Source organism: Ideonella azotifigens (assembly GCF_021043325.1).
GTDB classification, from domain to species: domain Bacteria; phylum Pseudomonadota; class Gammaproteobacteria; order Burkholderiales; family Burkholderiaceae_C; genus Ideonella; species Ideonella azotifigens.
This window is the reverse complement of the sequence record NZ_JAJNKD010000018.1, coordinates 1-19,264: the sequence shown is the minus strand read 5'-3', so window position 1 is coordinate 19,264 and position 19,264 is coordinate 1. Positions and strand designations below refer to the sequence as shown.

Here is a 19,264-nt window from a genome sequence, read left to right as displayed (position 1 = left end):
CAAACGGATGAAGCGAACAACAGCGGCTGGCATGCCGACTCAATCACCGGCACAGCAAAAACCTGCGGCGGGCATTTTTCAGGGTTGCCGAATTCGGGCGAGTGGTGCGACGGGCTGTGTTGCGGCTTTTCTGCACACAGGCGGTGGCAACGAGGCAACGTCTTGGGCCCTGATCTTCAGGGCGCCGCGGACCGGATTGTGAACAATCAAGGGCCCAATGCCTGCCACGTTCGCAAAGCTTCTCAGAGCGCTTCGCACCATACACCGAGGGCTGCTGGATGCATCTGCCCACCCAAGGCGCGCAGTACAAACTCGGTTCACCAACTCGGTTCAGTTGCGAATTGTACAGCCTGCCCGCTGGCCGGCGGCAATAAAAGAGCTTCAGCCCGAAACTGAAGTCTGCTCCGGCGCATGGTCAGGCGCAATCTGCGCCCAGGCCTGGGCCAGATCAGCCGGCGGTGGCACGCGAAACAGCAGCGGCTCGCGGGTGACCGGATGCTCGAACCCCAGTTCCACCGCGTGCAAGGCCTGCCGCAGCAGGCCGAGCCCTGGCACGCCGCCATACACCGCGTCGGCCAGCAGCGGGTGCCCGCGCTGGCTCAGGTGCACCCGGATCTGATGCGTGCGGCCGGTGTGCAGCTTGCAGCGCACCGCGCTGACGCCACCCGCGAAGGCGACCGGGTAGACATCGGTGCGTGCGGGCTTGCCGCCCGCCTGCACCGCCATGCGCACGCGGGTGCTGGGGTCGCGGCCAATGGGGGCGTCGATCACGAACGGGCTGCTGCCCACGTCGCCATGCACCAGCGCGACGTAGCGTCGCCGCACGTCGCGCTGCGCCATGTCGCGCACCAGCGCCGTCACCGCCTCCAGGCTGCGGCCCACCACCATCAAACCGGAGGTGTCCTTGTCCAAGCGGTGCACGATGCCGGCGCGCGGCAGATGCGCCGCTCGGCCGTCCAGCGCCAGCAAGCCATTGAGCAAGGTGCCAGACCAGTTGCCCGCTGCCGGATGCACCACCATGCCAGCCGGCTTGTTGACAACCAACACATGGGCGTCCTGGTAGACGATGTCAAGCTCAATCGGCTCGGCCCGGAACGCCAGGCTTTCGGCCGGCGGCACCAGCCGCACGACCAGCACCTGCCCGGCGCGTGCCTTGCGCGACACGCTCTGCCCGGACACACCGTCCAGCGTCACCTCGCCTTGCTCGATCAGGCCTTGCAGGTGGTTGCGCGAGAACTCGGGAACCAGCGTCGCCAGCACCTTGTCCAGCCGTTGGCCATGGGCCTGGGCACCCAGCGCATGGGTGCGGACCTCGAATTCCTCGCCAGGCATGGCGCTGGCGTCCAGCGCCACATCGTCCAATTCCAGCACAGCTTCGGCGGACGCATCCATCGACGCAGCCGGCAGCAGCGCGGGGGCAATTTTCGGGCTCTGGGCACTCATATAATCGTTTGGCTTTCTTTCTTGTGTATTCACGCTCAACCGTGTTGCGGGTGCCCCGGCGCCTGCCGGATCCATGACCCAATTTCCCGCATTCCGCGTCGCGTCCCGAATGGCCCTGGTGGCCCTGCTGGCGGTCACCGCCGCCTGCGGCTCACTCAAAGATGAGGAGATGAAGGGCACGGCAGAGAAATTGTATGCAGATGCCAAGGAAGAAATGGCGTCCGCCAACTGGACCGCTGCCATCAAGGGGCTGGAGCGCGTCGAGGGCCGGGCCGGCGGCGGCCTGCTGGGCCAGCAGTCTCAGCTCGACCTGGCCTACTCCTACTGGAAGTCCGGCGAGAAGGCCCAGGCCATCACCACGCTGGACCGCTTCATCAAGCTGAACCCGTCCAGCCCAGGCCTGGACTATGCGCTGTACCTGCGCGGCCTGGTGAACTTCAACGAAGACTTCGGCATCCTCGCCGCCGTCTCGCAACAGCAGCAGTCCGAACGCGACCAGCAGGCCTCGCGCGAGTCCTACCAGTCGTTCAAGCAACTGGTCGACCAGTTCCCGGACTCCAAGTACGCGCCCGATGCCCGGGCCCGCATGGACTACATCGTCAATGCGTTGGCAGACTATGAAGTGCATGTGGCCCGTTACTACCTCCGCCGGGGCGCGCTGGTGGCCGCGGCCAACCGGGCCCAGCAGGCGATCACCGTCTACCCGCAGACGCCTGCGACCGAAGAAGCGCTGTACATCCTCGGTCAGGCCTACGACCGGCTCGGCCTGGACAAGCTGCGCGACGACGCCAACCGCGTGCTGGCCCTGAACTTCCCGAACAGCCGCCTGCCCCAGGAAGGCTTCAAGGAACGTGAAAAGGCCTGGTGGCAACTCTGGTGAGCGCCGCTGCGCCAGCAGAACACGGCGACCCGAGGGTCGCCTTTTTCATGCCTGCGCTCGCTCGCTGGCCAGCTCGCGCAGCCAGCCCAGCGCCTGCTCACCGCTGGTGAGCTCGGCCATTGGCGGCAAGGCCCGCAGCAAGCGCGCGCCGTAGCGGGCCTGCAGCAACCGCACATCGCACACCACCAGCAAACCCTTGTCGGTCTCGGTGCGAATCAGCCGGCCCGCACCCTGCTTCAGCGCGATTGCCGCTTCGGCGACGAAATAGTCGTTGAAGGCATCACGCCCCTGGCTCTTCAGCTGCTTGACCCGGGCCTCGACCAAGGGGTCATTCGGCGGCGGAAACGGCAGCTTGTCGATGATCACGCATTGCAGCGCGTCGCCCGGCACGTCAATGCCTTCCCAGAAACTGTGCGAACCGACCAGCACGCTGTTGCCGGCCTGGAAACGCGACAGCAGCGCGCGCTTGGCGGCCGTGCCCTGCACCAGCACCTCCAGCGGGCTGCCCAGCGTCTTCAGTTCCCCCTGCAATGCCTCGGCAATCGTGCGCATCGCGCGCAGCGTGGTCGTCAGCACGAAGGTGCGGCCACCGAGCGCCACGGCGCAATGTGCCGACGCGCGACCGACCATCACGGGATGATTGCTCTCGCTGGGCGCAGGGAAACGCGGCGGCACATAGACGCGCGCATGAGCCGGGTAGTCAAACGGACTGCCCAGGCGCAGCTTGCGAGCGTCCTCCAGACCGGCGGCTTCGGTGAACCAGCTCAGGTTCTCATCGTCGCCCAGCGTGGCCGAGGTGAAGACCCAGGCCCGGCTGCCAGCGGCACGCTGCTCGCCCATCATGCTGCGAATGTCCAGCGGCGATTCGACGAAGCGTGCCTGGTGCGGCGTCAGGTCGACCCAGCGCACCCTGTCCGCTGGCGTGGGCCCCTGGAAGCGCGCGGCCTGCGCGGCGAGTTCCTGCGCGCGCGCTTGCAGGCGGCCGAAGTCGGGCGAGGCGCCGGTGTTGGCGTCCAGGGCAGCCGCTGCCGACTTCAATGCCTCGGCCAGGCCGCTCAGGCGCTCCTGCAACGCAGCGCCCCGGCGCGTCACCTCTTCCCAGCTCAGCCGCAAGGCCGCGCGCACTTCCAGCTGCGGCCCGGCCGCTGCCAGGCGCAGCTCACGCGCCGCGTGTTCGCAGGCCGCCACCAGGTCCTGCCAGGGTGCCAGGCCACGGGCCTGCTGCAGGCCGGCCGCCAGCATGTCCTGGCCAAAGTCCAGCACCTGGCCGGTGCCCAGGGTCTTGCCGAGGAACTGCACGCCAGCCTCGACCATCTGGTGCGCCTCGTCGAACACCGCCACGTCCACCGTCGGCAGCAGCTCGGCCACGCCGGTGTCGCGCAGCGACAGGTCGGCAAAGAACAGGTGATGGTTGACGACCACCACATCGGCCGCCATGGCCTCGCGCCTGGCCTTCATGACGTGGCAGGCGTGGTATTCGCCGCATTCGCTGCCCAGGCAGTTGTCGCGCGTGGACGTGACCAGCGGGATGATCTCGGAGCGCTCGTCAAGCCCCTCCAGTTCGCTGATGTCGCCGCTCTGCGTCGCCTGCGCCCAGGTTTCGATGCGGGCCAAAGCGCGAATGGCCATGCGGTCCGGCAGCTGCGCGCCCTCGCGCGCCTGCACCAGACGGTGCTTGCACAAGTAGCTGGCCCGGCCCTTCAGCAGCGCCACCGTGGTCGGCAGCTTGAGCACCTCCCTCAGGCGCGGCAGGTCGCGGAAGAACAACTGATCCTGCAGGTTCTTGGTGGCCGTGCTGACCAAGGTGCGCCGGCCCGACAACAGCACCGGCAGCAGGTAGGCAAAGGTCTTGCCGACGCCGGTGCCGGCTTCGGCGACCAGCGCACTGCGCCCGGCGATCGCGTCGGCCACGGCGCTGGCCAGCGCGGTTTGTTGCTCGCGTGGCATGAAGTTGCCGTCCGCCTGGGCGAGCGCGCCGGTGCCGGACAGCGCTTCGCGAACCGCCTCGCCCAGCTCGGCCAGATCGGCCAGCATGGGCTCGTCGGTTTCAACATTCATGGGTGGGTTCAGGCGGGCTCTTTCGGCTCCAGCGATGCTGCCAGCCGGGAAATCTGGTCGCGCAGCAGCAGCCGGCGCTTTTTCAGGCGGCGCAGCGCCAAGTCGTCGCGCTGCGGGGTTTCGCTGGCCTGGTCGATCAGGCTGTCGAGGTCGGCGTGTTCCATGCGCAACTCGATCAGCCGCCTTTGTGGCGAATGCAGGCTATCGGGCATGGGAAGGTCGGCGTCCACAGAACTGAGAGTTTATATTGCGGCCCATGAGTTCGACACCCCAGGGATACCGCATCGCCGCAGCCACCGGGCTGCACAAAGGCGACCGAGCCTATCAGCAGGACCAGGTCCTGGTGCTGCCCCACCCTCGCGTGCAAGGCTGCGCGCTCGGCCTGGTGGCCGACGGCATGGGCGGCAAGAGCGGCGGTCGCACGGCGGCCGATCAGGTCATCATGACCGCCAAGCAGGTGTTCGACCGCTTCACACCCGCCAGCATGGACCCCGGCGAGATGCTGCGCCAATTGGTCATCGAGTCGCACCTGATGATCAAGCTGACGGCCATCACGGCCGACGAAGAGCCGCACAGCACGATTGCCGCCTTCCTGTTCCTGCCCGACCGCAGCGCCTGGACGGTGCACGCCGGCGATTCACGGGTCTACCATTTCCGCGGCGGCGAGCTGGTGCGCCGCACGATCGACCACTCGTACGTGCAGCGGCTGATCGACGAAGGCAAGATCACCGAAGCCCAGGCCAACACCCATCCACAGTCCAACCTGCTGACTGGCTGCCTGGGCACGCAACAAGACCCGCCGATCACGCTCACACAACTGGACAAGCTGGAACTGGGCGACACGCTGCTGGCCTGCAGCGATGGCCTGTGGCACTACCTCAGCCCGAAAGAGCTGGGCGCCATCGTCACCGCACTGCACCCGCGCGACGCCAGCGAGATGCTGGTCAGCAAGGCGCGCCAGCGCGCCCGCGGCATGGGCGACAACCTCTCCTTGGCCATGGTCCGCTTCGACCCGTTGACTTGAAGAAATGGGGCACCCGGCTTCGCGTGTACGCGAAGCCACCCGCCGAGCGGGTTGCGCGACCGCCTGGGGCGGCCCGGCGGCGGCCACGCTCCGCTTCGATCCGGGTTGCTGAAATACCGCGCGGGTCAAAGTCGTCGGATCAGGTCAAGGAGGTGTCGACGTTGCGGCGCTCGAGGGACAAGTATTCCTGCGAGCGCATCTCGTGCAGGCGGGAGACGGTGCGGGGGAATTCGTGGGCCAGCGGGCCTTCGTTGTAGAGGTCTTCGGCGGGCACTTCGGCCGAGATGATGAGCTTGACGCGGCGGTCGTACAGCACATCGACCAACCAGGTGAAGCGGCGCGCTTCCGAGGCCAGCCGGGGCGGCATCTTCGGCACACCCGAGAGCAGCAAGGTGTGGAACTGGGTGGCCAGTTCCAGGTAGTCGTTCTGCGAACGCGGGCCGCCGCACAGGGTCTGGAAATCGAACCAGACCACGCCACCGGCGCGGCGCTTGGCCTTCAATTCGCGGTGCTCGATGTGCAGCAGCGGCGACTCGTCCTTGGCCTCGGCCAGTTCGTCGAAGGTCTGCTTCATCGCGGCTTCTGCCGACGCGTCCAGCGGCGTGTGGTACAGCGCCAGATGCTCCAGCGTGCGCTGCCGGTAGTCGGTTCCGGCGTCGACGTTGATGACCTCCAGCTTGTCCTTCAGCAATTCGATGGCCGGCAGGATGCGATCACGGTGCAGCCCGTTGGGGTACAGCTCGTCGGGCTTGAAGTTCGAGGTCGTGACGATGGAGACCCGGTTCTCGAACAGCGATTCCAGCAACCGGTGCAGGATCATCGCGTCGGTCACGTCTGCCACGTGGAATTCATCGAAGCAGATCAGCCGGTAGCGCCGGGCAATGCGCCGGCCCAGCTCCTGCAGCGGGTTCTGCAGGCCCTTGAGGTCCTGCAGCTCACGGTGCACCTCGCGCATGAATTCGTGGAAGTGCAGCCGGGTCTTGCGGGTCAGCGGCACGGACTGGAAGAAGCAGTCCATCAGGAAGCTCTTGCCGCGGCCCACGCCGCCGTACATGTAGACGCCGCGCGGGATCGGCGGGCGCACCAGCATCTTGGTCAGCGCATTGCTGCGCCGGCCCTTGTAGTCGGCCCATTCGTTCTCGCAACGCTCCAGCGCGTCGATCGCGCGCAGCTGGGCCTCATCGGCGCGGAAGCCGCGCTCTTCGAGCAATTGCGCATACAGCTGGCGAACAGTCATGGCGAGGACAACCGGAGAGGAGATGAGGATTGAAAAGGCCCGCCGGCCTTGGCAGGCGGGCGGGCCGGGGGCTTGCGCAGTCAGCGCTGCCCGGTCAGAAGTTCAGCGTGCGCTTGTCCACCGCCAGCGCGGCTTCCTTGGTCGCCTCGCTGAGCGACGGGTGGGCATGGCAGATGCGCGCGATGTCTTCGGCCGAGGCCTTGAACTCCATCGCCACCACGGCTTCGGAGATCAGCTCCGAGGCCATCGGGCCGATGATGTGCACGCCCAGGATCTCGTCGGTCTTGGCGTCCGCCAGGAACTTGACGAAGCCGGTGGTGTCGCCCAGTGCACGCGCCCGGCCGTTGGCCAGGAACGGGAACTGGCCGGCCTTGTAGGCCACACCGTCCGCCTTCAGCTGCTGCTCGGTCTTGCCGACCCAGGCAATTTCCGGGCTGGTGTAGATCACCCACGGCACGGTGTTGAAGTTGACGTGGCCATGCTGGCCGGCAATGCGCTCGGCCACGGCCACGCCTTCTTCCTCGGCCTTGTGCGCCAGCATCGGGCCGCGCACCACGTCGCCAATGGCCCAGACGCCCGGCAGGTTGGTCTTGCAGTCGCCGTCGACCACCACCATGCCGCGCTCGTCCAGCTTCAGGCCCACGGCTTCCGGGTTCAGGCCGATGGTGTTGGCAACCCGACCGATCGAGACGATCAGCTTGTCCACCACCAGCGACTGCTCGGCACCCTTGGCATCGGTGTAGGCCACGGTCACGCTGTCAGCGGCCTTGGTCACCGAGCTGATCTTCACGCCCAGCTCAATGTTCAGGTTCTGCTTCTTGAAGACCTTGGCCGCTTCCTTGGCCACGCTCTCATCGGCCGCACCCAGGAAAGCTGGCAGCGCTTCGAGGATGGTGACCTCGGCGCCCAGGCGGCGCCAGACCGAGCCCATTTCCAGGCCGATGACGCCGGAGCCGATCACGCCCAGCTTCTTCGGCACCGCGGGAATGCGCAGCGCGCCGTCGTTGGACAGGATCAGCGATTCGTCGAACTCGGCGCCGGGCAGCTGGCGCGGGTTCGAGCCAGTGGCGACGATCACATGCTTGGCCTGCAGCGTCTCTTCAGCAGCGCCAGCGACCTTGATCTCGTAGCCACCGTCCTTGGCTGCGACGAACGAGCCGCGGCCGTGGAAGAAGCTGACCTTGTTCTTCTTGAACAGGTACAGGATGCCGTCGTTGTTCTGCTTCACGACCGCGTCCTTGCGACCGATCATCTTGGCGATGTCGATCTTCAGGTCGCTGACCGAGATGCCGTGGTCGGCAAAGGCGTGGCCGGCATGGTCGAAGTGCTCGCTGGACTGCAGCAGCGCCTTCGACGGGATGCAGCCGACGTTGGTGCAGGTGCCGCCGGGCGCGGGGCCGCCCTTGTCGTTCTTCCACTCGTCGATGCAGGCGGTGTTGAAACCCAGCTGGGCTGCGCGGATCGCCGCGATGTAGCCGCCAGGGCCGCCGCCGATCACGACGACGTCGAATTGCTTGGACATTGAATGAGGTTCCTGTCAGGTCTTGGCAAAACGCCCCCGGCACGAGCCTGGGGGCGTTGGATCGTTCTGGAGGAAAACGATCAGATGTCGAACAAGAGGCGCGCCGGGTCTTCCAGCGCTTCCTTCATTGCCACCAGGCCCAGCACGGCTTCACGGCCGTCGATGATGCGGTGGTCGTAGGACATCGCCAGGTAGTTCATCGGGCGGATCACGATCTGGCCGTTCTCCACCACCGCGCGGTCCTTGGTCGCATGCACGCCCAGGATGGCCGACTGCGGCGGGTTGATGATGGGCGTCGACAGCATGGAGCCGAAGGTGCCGCCATTGGAGATGGAGAAGGTGCCGCCGGTCAGTTCTTCCAGGCCCAGCTTGCCGTCCTTGGCCTTCTGGCCGAACTGCGCAATCGTCTTCTCGATCTCGGCGAAGGTCAGTTGGTCCGCATTGCGGATCACCGGCACGACCAAACCGCGCGGCGAACCGACGGCGATGCCGATGTCGAAGTAGCCGTGGTAGACGATGTCATTGCCGTCGACCGAGGCGTTGATGACCGGGTACTTCTTGAGCGCATGCACCGCCGCCTTGACGAAGAAGCTCATGAAGCCCAGCTTGACGCCGTGTTCCTTCTCGAACTTGTCCTGGAACTTCTTGCGCATGTCCATCACCGGGGCCATGTTCACTTCGTTGAACGTGGTCAGGATGGCGTTGGTGGCTTGCGACTGCAGCAGGCGCTCGGCAATGCGGGCACGCAGGCGCGACATCGGCACGCGCTGCTCGGCGCGCTCGCCCAGGTTCTGCTGGACCGGTGCGGCCACTGCGGGCAGCGGCTTGGCCACGGCTGCCGAAGCCGGCACGGCAACCGGTGCAGCCACCGGCTTGGCAGCGCCGCCGGCCACGGCGCCGAGCACGTCGCCCTTGGTGATGCGGCCATCCTTGCCGGTGCCCGGCACCGAGCCTGCGGCCAGGTTGTTGTCGGCCATCAGCTTGGCGGCGGCAGGCATCGCCACGTCGGACTTGGAACCGCCGGCAGCGGGTGCCGGTGCGGATGCAGTGGCCGGCGCAGGGGCTGCAGCGGCGGCGGGCGCCGGTGCCGCGGCACTGGCCTGGCCTTCGGTGTCGATCTGGGCGATGACCTGGTCGGCCACCACGGTGCCGCCATCGGCCACCACCAGTGCCTTGAGCACGCCGGCGGAAGGGGCCGGCACTTCGAGCACGACTTTGTCGGTCTCGATCTCGATCAGGATTTCATCGATCGCCACGGCATCGCCGGGCTTCTTCTTCCATTGCAGCAGGGTGGCCTCGGCCACTGACTCGGACAGCTGCGGAACCTTGACTTCTACGATTGCCATGATGTTGTTCGTTGGGTGCGGGGATGGGGTTGGTCACCGGATGCGACCTTCGCCAGCACCGCTGTGAGGCTGGCGCAGCAGGTGCCCCGGAGGGCGGCACCTGCGCGCGTTGGCCTGGACTGTGTCTGAGGACGTTGAGCCTGAACGGCTGGATGAGGTCTGTGGACGACAGGCTTATTTCGAGAGCACAAAGCCCTTGAGCTTGCCGAAGGCCTGGTCCAGCAGCGCCTTGAGCTGCTCCTGGTGCAGGTGGGCGTAGCCGACAGCCGGCGATGCCGAGGCCGGGCGGCCGGCGTAACCCAGCTTCTGGCCGTCGAGCATGTTCTCGTGGATGTAGTGCTGCACGAAGAACCAGGCGCCCTGGTTTTGCGGCTCGTCCTGGCACCACACGATTTCCGTCGCGTTCGGGTACTTCTTGATCTCGGTCGCGAAGGCCTTGTGCGGGAACGGATAGAGCTGCTCGACGCGCAGGATCACCACGTCGGTGGCCTTCTTCTCTTCGCGCTTCTTGACCAGGTCGTAATAGACCTTGCCCGAGCACGCGATCACGCGCTTGACCTTGGCGTTGTCGATGTCGGCTGCGGCATCCGGGATCACGGTGCGGAATTCGCCCTTGGTGAACTCGGACAGCGGCGAGGTCGCTTCCTTGTTCCGCAGCAGCGACTTCGGCGTCATGATGATCAGCGGCTTGCGGAACTGCCGCACCATCTGCCGGCGCAGCAGGTGGAAAATCTGGCTGGCCGTCGTCGGCTGCACCACCTGCATGTTGTTGTCGGCCGAGAGCTGCATGAAGCGCTCCAGGCGCGCCGAGCTGTGCTCCGGGCCCTGGCCCTCGTAGCCGTGCGGCAGCATCAGCACCAGGCCATTGGCCCGGCCCCACTTCACTTCGCCAGACGCGATGAACTGGTCGATCACGACCTGCGCGCCGTTGACGAAGTCGCCGAACTGGCCTTCCCAGATGGTCAGCGTGTTCGGCTCGGCCGCGGCGTAGCCGTATTCGAAGCCCAGCACTGCCTCTTCAGACAGGATGGAGTCGATGACGACAAACGGGGCCTGGTTCTCGGCCACGTTCTGCAGCGGGATGTAGATGCCTTCGTCGAAGCGCTCGCGGTTCTGGTCGTGCAACACGGCATGGCGGTGCACGAAGGTGCCGCGGCCGCTGTCTTCGCCCGACAGGCGGATCGGGTAGCCCGACGCGACCAGCGACGCATAGGCCAGGTGTTCGCCCATGCCCCAGTCGATGTTCACGTCGCCACGGCCCATGGCAGCGCGGTCGGCAATCACCTTCTCCACCAGCGGGTGCAGCTTGAAGTTGGAAGGGATGGTGGTGACACGCTCAGCCAGGCGCTTGATCTCGGCCAGCGGCAGCGCGGTGTCGGCTGCGTCGGTCCACTTCTTGCCGAGGAAGGGCGACCAGTCGACCGCGTACTTGCTCTTGAAGTCGGTCAGCACCGGGTCCACCGTGTGCTTGCCGGCATCCATCGCGGCACGGAAGGCTTTGACCATGTCGTCCGGGCCTTCGGGCGGCAGCACGCCCTGCGCCACCAGCTTGTCACCGAACAGCTTGCGCGTGCCCGGGTGCTTGGCAATGGTCTTGTACATCAGCGGCTGGGTCAGGGCAGGCGTGTCCTGCTCGTTATGGCCCAGCTTGCGGAAGCAGATGATGTCGACGACCACGTCCTTCTTGAACTGCTGGCGGTAGTCCATCGCCAGCTGCGTGCACCAGACGACGGCGTCAGGATCGTCGCCGTTCACGTGCAGCACCGGCGCCTCGATCATCTTGACCACGTCGGAGCAGTACAGCGTCGAGCGGGTGTCGCGCGGGTCGCTGGTCGTGAAGCCGATCTGGTTGTTGATGACGATGTGCAGCGTGCCGCCGGTGTAGTAACCGCGGGTCTGTGCCAGCGCCAGCGTTTCCATGACCACGCCCTGGCCGGCAAAGGCCGCATCGCCGTGCACCAGCACCGGCAGCACCTGGCTGCCGACCTTGTCGCCGCGGCGGTCCATGCGGGCCTTGACCGAGCCCTCGACCACCGGGTTGACGATTTCCAGGTGAGACGGGTTGAACGACAGGCTCAGGTGGACCGGGCCACCAGGCGTCGAAACGTCGCTGGAGAAACCCTGGTGGTACTTCACGTCGCCGGAAGGCAGATCTTCCGGCGCCGTGTGGTCGAACTCGGAGAACAGGTCCTTGGGCGCCTTGCCCAGGGTGTTGACCAGCACGTTCAGGCGGCCACGGTGGGCCATGCCGATGACGATTTCCTGCACGCCTTTTTCACCGGCGCGCTGCACCAGTTCGTCCATCGAGGCGATGAAGCTTTCGCCGCCTTCCAGCGAGAAGCGCTTCTGGCCGACGTACTTGGTGTGCAGGTAGCGTTCCAGGCCTTCGGCCGCGGTCAGGCGATCGAGGATGTGGGTGCGCTTCTCGGGGCTGAAACTGGGCTTGCTGCGCGCCGTTTCCAGGCGCTCATGCCACCAACGCTTTTCGGTCGGGTCGGTGCAGTGCATGATTTCCGCACCCACCGAGCCGCAATAGGTCTCGCGCAAGGCTTGCATGATCTCGCGCAGAGTCATGTGTTCAGCCTTGCTGAAATAGGTGTTCGTGGCGCTGAACGTGATGTCCATGTCGGACTCGCTCAGGTCATAGAACGCCGGTTCCAGTTCGGGAATCTTGGGCCGCTCGGTGCGCTTGAGCGGATCCAGGTCGGCCCAGCGGGAGCCGAGGAAGCGGTAAGCCGAGATGAGCGACTGGACGTGCACCTGCTTGCGGGCGACGGCCAGGTCGGTCGAGCTGGCCTTGACGGCGAAAGCGTTCGACTTGGCGCGCTGCGCAAAGGATTCGATCACCGGCGCGTGGGGCACGTCGCGGCTGTCGGAGCCGTCGGCTGCCGGCACGTTTTGCAACGCGTCGAAGTACTGGCGCCAGTTGTCGGGCACGGAGCCCGGGTTGTCGAGGTAGGCCTCGTACATCTCTTCGACGTACGGCGCATTGCCTCCAAACAGGTACGAGTTCGCCCCGTATTGCTGCATCATGTTTCGCTCACCTTTCGCTCCGGTTTCCAGAGCTCCGATGGGTTGATCAACCTTCCGCGGCCCGGCTAGACCGTTTGGCGGATTGCGATCCGCCTTGCTGCCGTGGAAGCGACCAGCAAGGGGACACAGAAGGATCGGATAAGAGGCGGCACTCTAACACCCTTGCTTTGACCTAGGCTAAGCAAAACTACGTGGCAAGGAGGTATCTGTGCGCCGCTTGCAATACGAAGCTTACTGCTGCGCCGCGGAAGTCACAGCCTCCATCGGGGGATAACAGCACTGGCAAAAAGGGGGTGTTCGGCATTTTGGCCAGTGCGGCGCCGGCAGAAACTGGCGGCATGGTTCACCCGCCACCCGCCGCGCCGTTTGTCCAGCGCGTGATCCGCCTGCAACTGGAAGCACCGCCCAAACCGGCCGTTGGCCAGGCCTGCAATGGCTGCGGCGTTTGTTGCGCCTGGGCACCCTGCCCGCTTGGCATGCTGGTGAGCGGCAAACGCCAAGGCGCTTGCCTGGCCTTGCAGTGGCAGGCCGATGCCGGGCTCTACCGCTGCGGCATGGTCGCCGCACCGCGCCAGGTGCTGCACTGGCTGCCCGAACCGGCCGCAAAGCTGCTGAGCCGGCTGGCACGGCGATGGATTTCGGCGGCCAGCGGCTGCGATGCAGACCTGGCGGTCAGCGCCACCTGAGACTGACCTGGCGCGCTGAGGTGATGCCCGTCACCGTGCCCAGAGCTGCAGGCGCGCACGCGCCGTGTCGTACTCGCGCTTGAAGCGGGCCACCAGGTCGGCGGTCGGCTGCACCTTGTCGATCGCCCCAATGCCCTGGCCGCAGCCCCAGATGTCCTTCCAGGCCTTCTTCGCATCGCCACCGAAGTTCATCTTGGACGGGTCGCTTTCCGGCAGGTTCGCCGGGTCCAGGCCAGCCGCGACGATGGAAGGCGCCAGATAGTTGCCATGCACGCCGGTGAACAGGTTGCTGTAGACGATGTCGTCGCTGCTGCCGTCGACGATGGCCTGCTTGTAGGCATCGGCCGCGCGGGCTTCATCGGTGGCGATGAAGGCCGAACCGATGTAGGCAAAGTCGGCCCCCATGGCTTGCGCCGCGAGGATGGCACCACCCGACGCAATGGCGCCGGAAAGGGCCAGCGGGCCGTCGAACCACTGGCGGATTTCCTGGATCAGCGCAAACGGGCTCTTCACGCCCGCATGGCCGCCAGCACCAGCCGCCACCGCCACCAGGCCGTCCGCGCCCTTCTCGATGGCCTTGTGCGCAAAGGCGTTGTTGATGATGTCGTGCATCACCACGCCACCCCAGCTGTGCACAGCGTCATTCACATCGGTACGCGCGCCCAGCGAGGTAATGACCAGGGGCACCTTGAACTTGGCGCACATCGCCATGTCATGGTCCAGCCGGTCATTGCTCTTGTGCACGATCTGGTTGATCGCGAACGGCGCCGCGGGCTTGTCCGGGTTGGCGCGGTCATAGGCGGTCAGGGTCTCGGTGATCTCGGCCAGCCAGTCCTCCAGTTGCTCGGCAGGACGGGCGTTGAGCGCCGGCATCGAGCCGACGACGCCCGCCTTGCACTGCTCGATGACCAGCTTGGGGTTGGAGATGATGAACAGCGGCGAGCCGATGACCGGCAGCGACAGGTTCGCGAAAACAGCAGGCAAAGCCATCAGAAGGCCTCCAGGGCAAGGGCGGTGACGGCGTCTGCGCCATCGACGATGCGGTCGCGCAGGCCGGGCACCTGGGTCAGGATGTGGTCGGCGTAGAAACGCGCGGTGGCGATCTTGGCCGCCATGAAGTCGGAGTCAGTGCCTGCCGCCAGGCCTGCTTCGGCAGCCAGCAGCGCGCGGCCCATCTGCCAGCCTGCCACCAGGTTGCCCGCCAGCATCAGGTAGTTGACGCTGCCGGCGAATACCGCGTTCGGGTTGCTGCGCGTGTGGGCGACCACAAAGTCCACCACCTGCAGGAAAGCCTCGCGCGCCGCACCCAGTCGCTTGGCGAAGGACTGCGCTGCGGCGCTGTCTTGCTGTGCCAGTTGCTGCTCGGTGACAGCGACCTGCGTGGCGACAGCTCGCGCGGTGGCGCCGCCGTCGCGCGAGGTCTTGCGGCCAACCAGATCGTTGGCCTGGATCGCCGTCGTGCCTTCGTAGATGGTCAGGATCTTGGCATCGCGGTAGTGCTGGGCTGCACCGGTCTCTTCGATGAAGCCCATGCCGCCGTGCACCTGCACGCCCAGGCTGGCCACGTCGATGCTCATCTCGGTGGAATAGCCCTTGATCAGCGGCACCATGAATTCATAGAAGGCGGCGTTCTGCTTGCGGACTTCCGCGTCAGGGTGCGCGTGCGCAGCGTCCGAGGCTGCAGCCGCGACCAGCGCCATCGCCCTGCAGCCTTCGGTGTAGGCGCGCATCGTCATCAGCATGCGGCGCACGTCAGGGTGATGGATGATGGGCGCGGCTCCGGGCAGCGAGCCGTCCACCGGGCGCGACTGCACGCGGTCGCGCGCATAGGCCACCGCGCGCTGGTAGGCACGGTCTGCCACGCCGATGCCCTGCATGCCCACGCCGAAGCGGGCCGCGTTCATCATGATGAACATGTACTCCAGGCCACGGTTTTCCCGGCCCACGAGGTAGCCGATGGCGCCACCGTTGTCGCCGTACTGAAGCACGGCGGTCGGGCTGGCCTTGATGCCCAGCTTGTGCTCGATGCTGACACAGTGCACGTCGTTGCGCGCGCCCAGCAAACCATCTGCATTCACCATGAACTTGGGCACGATGAACAGCGAGATGCCCTTCACGCCTTCGGGTGCGCCGGTGACCCGGGCCAGCACCAGATGGACGATGTTCTCGGCCATGTCGTGCTCACCCCAGGTGATGAAGATCTTGGTGCCGAAGACCCTGTAGCTGCCGTCCGCCTGCGGCTCGGCGCGGCTGCGCACCGCCGCCAGGTCAGAACCGGCCTGCGGCTCGGTCAGGTTCATCGTGCCGGTCCAACTGCCGTCGATCAGCTTCGGGATGTAGGTGCTACGTTGTTCTTCGGTGCCTGCGGTCAGCAGGGCTTCGATGGCGCCGTCGGTCAGCAGCGGGCACAGTGCGAAGCTGGTGTTGGCCGCATTGGTCATCTCGATGCAGGCCGCATGGATCAGCTTGGGCAAGCCCTGGCCGCCAAAGTCTGCCGGGTGATGCAAGCCCTGCCAGCCCCCTTGCGCAAACTGCTGGAAGGCTTGCTTGAAGCCCTTGGTGGCGCGCACCTCCCCGCCCTCGAACCACGAAGGGTGCAGATCGCCTTCCCAGTTCAGAGGGGCGATCACATCTTCGTTGAGCTTGGCGCATTCTTCGAGCACCGCCTGCGCGGTATCGAAACCAGCGTCCTCGAAGCCGGGCAGTTGCGCCACGGCCTCGATGTTCGCGAGTTCCTTCATCGCGAACAACATGTCCTTCACGGGAGCGCGATAGGTCATTGGGCTTGTCTCCGGTCGGAAAAAAGGCGCCATCAAGGGCGCCTCTGGGCAAAGCCGCCAGTGCGTGCCGCACCGGCAAGCCATGGGTCAAAGGGCCTTGATCAACTCGGGCACCGCGACGAACAAATCGGCTTCCAAGCCATAGTCCGCCACGCTGAAGATCGGCGCCTCCGGGTCCTTGTTGATCGCCACGATCACCTTGGAGTCCTTCATGCCGGCCAGGTGCTGGATCGCGCCCGAGATGCCGCAGGCGATGTACAGGCTGGGTGCCACGATCTTGCCGGTCTGGCCGACCTGCCAGTCGTTGGGCGCGTAGCCAGCGTCCACCGCGGCGCGGCTGGCGCCGAGTGCGGCGCCCAGCTTGTCGGCCAGCGGCGTCAGCACCTCGTTGAACTTGTCGCTGCTGCCCATCGCCCGGCCGCCGGAGACGATGATCTTCGCGGCGGTGAGTTCGGGCCGGTCGCTCTTGGTGACCTCGCGGCCGACGAAACTGGACTTGCCGTTCGGCGCGACTGCGGTGATGGCCTCCACCGCTGCCGAGCCGCCGGTCGCTGCGGCGTCAAAGCCGGTGCTGCGCACGGTGGCGACCTTGGTCGCGTCGGCGGTCTGCACGGTGGCAATCGCGTTGCCAGCGTAGATCGGGCGCTCGAAGGTGTCGGCGCTGATCACCTTGGTGATGTCGCTGAGCTGGCCCACGTCCAGCTTGGCCGCCACGCGCGGGGCGACGTTCTTGCCGTGCGCGGTGGCGGGGAAGAAGATGTGGCTGTAGTTCGAGGCAATGGCCAGGACTTGCGCGGCCACGTCTTCGCCCAGCTGTTCGGCCAGGTGCGGCGCGTCGGCCTGCAGCACCTTGGCGACGCCTGCGATCTGGCTGGCTGCGGTGGCGGCGCCACCGGCATTGCTGCCGGCGATCAGCACGTGCACGTCGCCACCGATCTGCACGGCGGCGGTCACGGTGTTGAGGGTGGCGCCCTTGAGGCTGCCGTGGTCGTGTTCGGCAATGACAAGCGTCGTCATGGTCAGATCACCTTCGCTTCGTTCTTCAGCTTGTTCACCAGCGCCGCAACGTCCGGCACCTTCACGCCCGCGCCGCGCTTGGGCGGCTCGGAGACCTTCAGGGTCTTGACGCGCGGCGTGACGTCCACGCCAAGGTCGGCGGGCTTGAGCACGTCGAGCTGCTTCTTTTTGGCCTTCATGATGTTGGGCAGCGTGACGTAGCGCGGCTCGTTCAGGCGCAGGTCGGTGGTGATGACGGCCGGCAGCGAGAGCTTCAGCGTTTCTCCACCGCCGTCCACCTCGCGGGTGACGGACACCGAGTCTGCACTCAGCTCGACCTTGGAGGCGAAGGTCGCCTGCGGCAGGTCTGCGAGCGCGGCCAGCATCTGGCCGGTCTGGTTGCAGTCGTCGTCGATGGCCTGCTTGCCCAGGATCACGAGACCCGGCTGCTCCTTGTCGACCAGGGCCTTGAGCAGCTTGGCCACCGCCAGCGGCTGCAGTTCCTCGCTGGTCTCGACCAGGATGGCCCGGTCGGCGCCGATGGCCATCGCCGTGCGCAGGGTTTCCTGGCACTGGGTGACGCCACAGGACACGGCGATGACCTCGGTCACCAGGCCCTTTTCCTTCAGGCGCACAGCCTCTTCGACGGCAATCTCGTCGAACGGGTTCATGCTCATCTTGACGTTGGCGATGTCCACGCCTGTGCCGTCGCTCTTCACGCGGACCTTGACGTTGTAGTCCACCACCCGTTTCACGGGGACGAGTACCTTCATATCGCGTTGCTCCTGTCGGATCTGTCGGTTTGATTGACGTTTACGTAAACGGGAAATTCTATGGCGGCGCAGGTGGCACGCCATCGGGAACAGCCACAGCGAGGTGATCTGAAACGCTCGCCGGATAAAACGAACGATCGTGCTATTTTAGACACAAGGTCAGCAAAATCCAAAGCCCTGCCGTGAACAGATTGCAAGCAGCCTGTCAGGCCGGAACAAGGCCTGCCCCTCCCCGCTAGACTTGCGACCTCCATATGAACCATCCTGCTCCGAACAGCCGACTGATCGGCGTTTTCGACTCCGGTGTGGGCGGCCTTTCGGTGTTGCGCGCACTGCGCCAACGTCAGCCCGCGCTGCCATTGCTTTACATCGCCGATTCAGGCCATGCGCCCTACGGAGACCGCAATCCGGCGCACGTCGTCGAACGCTCACTGAAAGTCACCCAACACCTGATTGACCAGGGCGCAAGCCTGATCGTCATTGCTTGCAACACTGCAACGGCCTGGGCCATTGACACCTTGCGCGAGCGGCACCCCACGCTGGACCTTGTGGGCGTGGAACCCGGCGTGAAGCCTGCCGTCGCGCTGAGCCGCAACCGCAGGGTGGGCGTGATGGCCACGCCGTCAACACTGGCCAGCGAACGCTTTGCCAGCCTGCTGGCTCGTTACGCGAATGACTGCAAGATCCTCGGGGTCGGTTGCCGCGGGCTGGCAGCCGCCATCGAGCAAGGCGAAATCGCCTGCGAACAGGTCGACCAGTTGTTGGACCTCTACTGCGCAGAACTGCGCCGGGCCGAGGTCGACACCGCAGTGCTGGGCTGTACGCACTATCCGTTCGTCGCCGAGCGCATCGCACAACGGCTGGGCCCGGAAGTGCAGTTGCTGGACACGGCAGACGCCGTTGCTCGGCAAGCCTTGAACCTCTGGGTGGCGCGCCATCCGGAACGGTCAGCCGACAGCGGGAACAAGGGCCAGGTGCGGCTTCAATCGACCGGCGACACCATGGTGCTGGCTCGCCTGGCACGAGAGCAACTCGGGCTCTTCGAGCCAGTCGAGAACATCACGCTCTGAGCAGGCCGGAAAGCCAGCCGCCTGCGTGGTACCCGGAACGGGACTTGAACCCGTACGCCTTTTACGGCGGCGGATTTTAAGTCCGCTGCGTCTACCGATTTCGCCATCCGGGCGCGCGCCGAATTATCGCGGGCGCGATTGGCACCGCTGCTGCGGCACCAACAAAAAAGCCGCTGCACAAGATGCAGCGGCCTTTCAGATTTTGGAGCGGGAAACGAGACTCGAACTCGCGACCTCAACCTTGGCAAGGTTGCGCTCTACCAACTGAGCTATTCCCGCTTGGGATCATCAGGCTTTCACCTGACGCCGGAAGCAGCCCGAAGGCACCCCCGTTTGGTGTTTGGAGCGGGAAACGAGACTCGAACTCGCGACCTCAACCTTGGCAAGGTTGCGCTCTACCAACTGAGCTATTCCCG

General features: G+C 65.8%; 15 protein-coding genes and 2 tRNA genes. 4 read left to right on the top strand and 13 right to left on the bottom strand.

The genetic code is table 11. The features are described from left to right. Positions 1 to 381: 381 nt before the first annotated feature. Positions 382 to 1,443 carry an RluA family pseudouridine synthase gene (locus tag LRH25_RS26630; RefSeq protein ID WP_310742446.1) on the bottom strand — a complete coding sequence of 354 codons (1,062 nt, stop codon included), beginning with the start codon at positions 1,441 to 1,443 and terminating at the stop codon, positions 382 to 384. A gap of 73 nt (positions 1,444 to 1,516) precedes the next feature. On the opposite strand from LRH25_RS26630, the gene LRH25_RS26625 reads away from it, so the two are divergent. After that, complete coding sequence (locus tag LRH25_RS26625; RefSeq protein ID WP_141291065.1) at positions 1,517 to 2,323, top strand: outer membrane protein assembly factor BamD; 807 nt, start codon at positions 1,517 to 1,519, stop codon at positions 2,321 to 2,323. A gap of 45 nt (positions 2,324 to 2,368) precedes the next feature. Here LRH25_RS26625 and yoaA read toward each other — a convergent pair whose 3' ends face one another. Continuing rightward, positions 2,369 to 4,381: a DNA repair helicase YoaA gene (gene yoaA, locus LRH25_RS26620; protein WP_231012853.1), complete on the bottom strand. Its 2,013-nt coding sequence runs from the start codon at positions 4,379 to 4,381 to the stop codon at positions 2,369 to 2,371. Positions 4,382 to 4,389: 8 nt separating this feature from the next. Continuing rightward, complete coding sequence (locus LRH25_RS26615; RefSeq protein ID WP_141289428.1) at positions 4,390 to 4,593, bottom strand: DUF465 domain-containing protein; 204 nt, start codon at positions 4,591 to 4,593, stop codon at positions 4,390 to 4,392. A 44-nt stretch (positions 4,594 to 4,637) separates the two neighbouring features. On the opposite strand from LRH25_RS26615, the gene LRH25_RS26610 reads away from it, so the two are divergent. Then, positions 4,638 to 5,405 carry a PP2C family protein-serine/threonine phosphatase gene (locus tag LRH25_RS26610; RefSeq protein WP_141289429.1) on the top strand — a complete coding sequence of 256 codons (768 nt, stop codon included), beginning with the start codon at positions 4,638 to 4,640 and terminating at the stop codon, positions 5,403 to 5,405. A gap of 139 nt (positions 5,406 to 5,544) precedes the next feature. Here LRH25_RS26610 and zapE read toward each other — a convergent pair whose 3' ends face one another. The 4 genes from zapE to LRH25_RS26590 all read right to left on the bottom strand — a co-directional run bounded on the left by zapE (position 5,545) and on the right by LRH25_RS26590 (position 12,543). Further along, positions 5,545 to 6,642 (bottom strand): cell division protein ZapE, encoded by a 1,098-nt coding sequence (zapE, locus tag LRH25_RS26605; protein WP_141289430.1) that lies wholly within the window; start codon positions 6,640 to 6,642, stop codon positions 5,545 to 5,547. A 94-nt stretch (positions 6,643 to 6,736) separates the two neighbouring features. Next, positions 6,737 to 8,164 carry a dihydrolipoyl dehydrogenase gene (lpdA, locus tag LRH25_RS26600; RefSeq protein ID WP_141289431.1) on the bottom strand — a complete coding sequence of 476 codons (1,428 nt, stop codon included), beginning with the start codon at positions 8,162 to 8,164 and terminating at the stop codon, positions 6,737 to 6,739. 80 nt (positions 8,165 to 8,244) lie between these two features. Then, a complete protein-coding gene (gene odhB / locus LRH25_RS26595) occupies positions 8,245 to 9,510 on the bottom strand; it encodes a 2-oxoglutarate dehydrogenase complex dihydrolipoyllysine-residue succinyltransferase (RefSeq protein WP_231012852.1) in 1,266 nt (421 codons plus the stop codon). Positions 9,511 to 9,684: 174 nt separating this feature from the next. Beyond that, on the bottom strand, positions 9,685 to 12,543 hold the full coding sequence (locus LRH25_RS26590; protein WP_141285017.1) for a 2-oxoglutarate dehydrogenase E1 component: 2,859 nt from the start codon (positions 12,541 to 12,543) through the stop codon (positions 9,685 to 9,687). Positions 12,544 to 12,881: 338 nt separating this feature from the next. On the opposite strand from LRH25_RS26590, the gene LRH25_RS26585 reads away from it, so the two are divergent. Further along, positions 12,882 to 13,229, top strand: coding sequence for a hypothetical protein (locus tag LRH25_RS26585; RefSeq protein WP_141285019.1), 348 nt, complete (start codon positions 12,882 to 12,884; stop codon positions 13,227 to 13,229). Positions 13,230 to 13,259: 30 nt separating this feature from the next. Here the strand turns inward: LRH25_RS26585 and LRH25_RS26580 are convergent, their stop codons facing one another. The 4 genes from LRH25_RS26580 to LRH25_RS26565 form a co-directional block, all read right to left on the bottom strand. After that, the gene (locus LRH25_RS26580; RefSeq protein ID WP_141285021.1) at positions 13,260 to 14,219 is read right to left on the bottom strand and encodes an NAD(P)H-dependent flavin oxidoreductase; all 960 of its coding nucleotides are present in this window, start codon (positions 14,217 to 14,219) and stop codon (positions 13,260 to 13,262) included. Beyond that, positions 14,219 to 16,009 (bottom strand): acyl-CoA dehydrogenase, encoded by a 1,791-nt coding sequence (locus tag LRH25_RS26575; RefSeq protein ID WP_141285023.1) that lies wholly within the window; start codon positions 16,007 to 16,009, stop codon positions 14,219 to 14,221. Before LRH25_RS26575 ends, LRH25_RS26580 begins: the two co-directional genes overlap by 1 nt. 87 nt (positions 16,010 to 16,096) lie before the next feature. After that, positions 16,097 to 17,026 (bottom strand): electron transfer flavoprotein subunit alpha/FixB family protein, encoded by a 930-nt coding sequence (locus LRH25_RS26570; RefSeq protein ID WP_141285025.1) that lies wholly within the window; start codon positions 17,024 to 17,026, stop codon positions 16,097 to 16,099. Between the two features lie 2 nt (positions 17,027 to 17,028). Further along, positions 17,029 to 17,778, bottom strand: a complete 750-nt coding sequence (locus LRH25_RS26565; RefSeq protein WP_141285027.1) for an electron transfer flavoprotein subunit beta/FixA family protein — start codon at positions 17,776 to 17,778, stop codon at positions 17,029 to 17,031. A gap of 254 nt (positions 17,779 to 18,032) precedes the next feature. Here LRH25_RS26565 and murI point away from each other — a divergent pair, with 254 nt between their 5' ends. After that, on the top strand, positions 18,033 to 18,848 hold the full coding sequence (gene murI, locus LRH25_RS26560) for a glutamate racemase (RefSeq protein WP_141285029.1): 816 nt from the start codon (positions 18,033 to 18,035) through the stop codon (positions 18,846 to 18,848). 26 nt (positions 18,849 to 18,874) lie between these two features. Here murI and LRH25_RS26555 read toward each other — a convergent pair. Next, a tRNA-Leu gene (locus LRH25_RS26555) sits at positions 18,875 to 18,961 on the bottom strand. Between the two features lie 90 nt (positions 18,962 to 19,051). Beyond that, positions 19,052 to 19,127 (bottom strand) — tRNA-Gly (locus tag LRH25_RS26550). Positions 19,128 to 19,264: the final 137 nt, after the last annotated feature.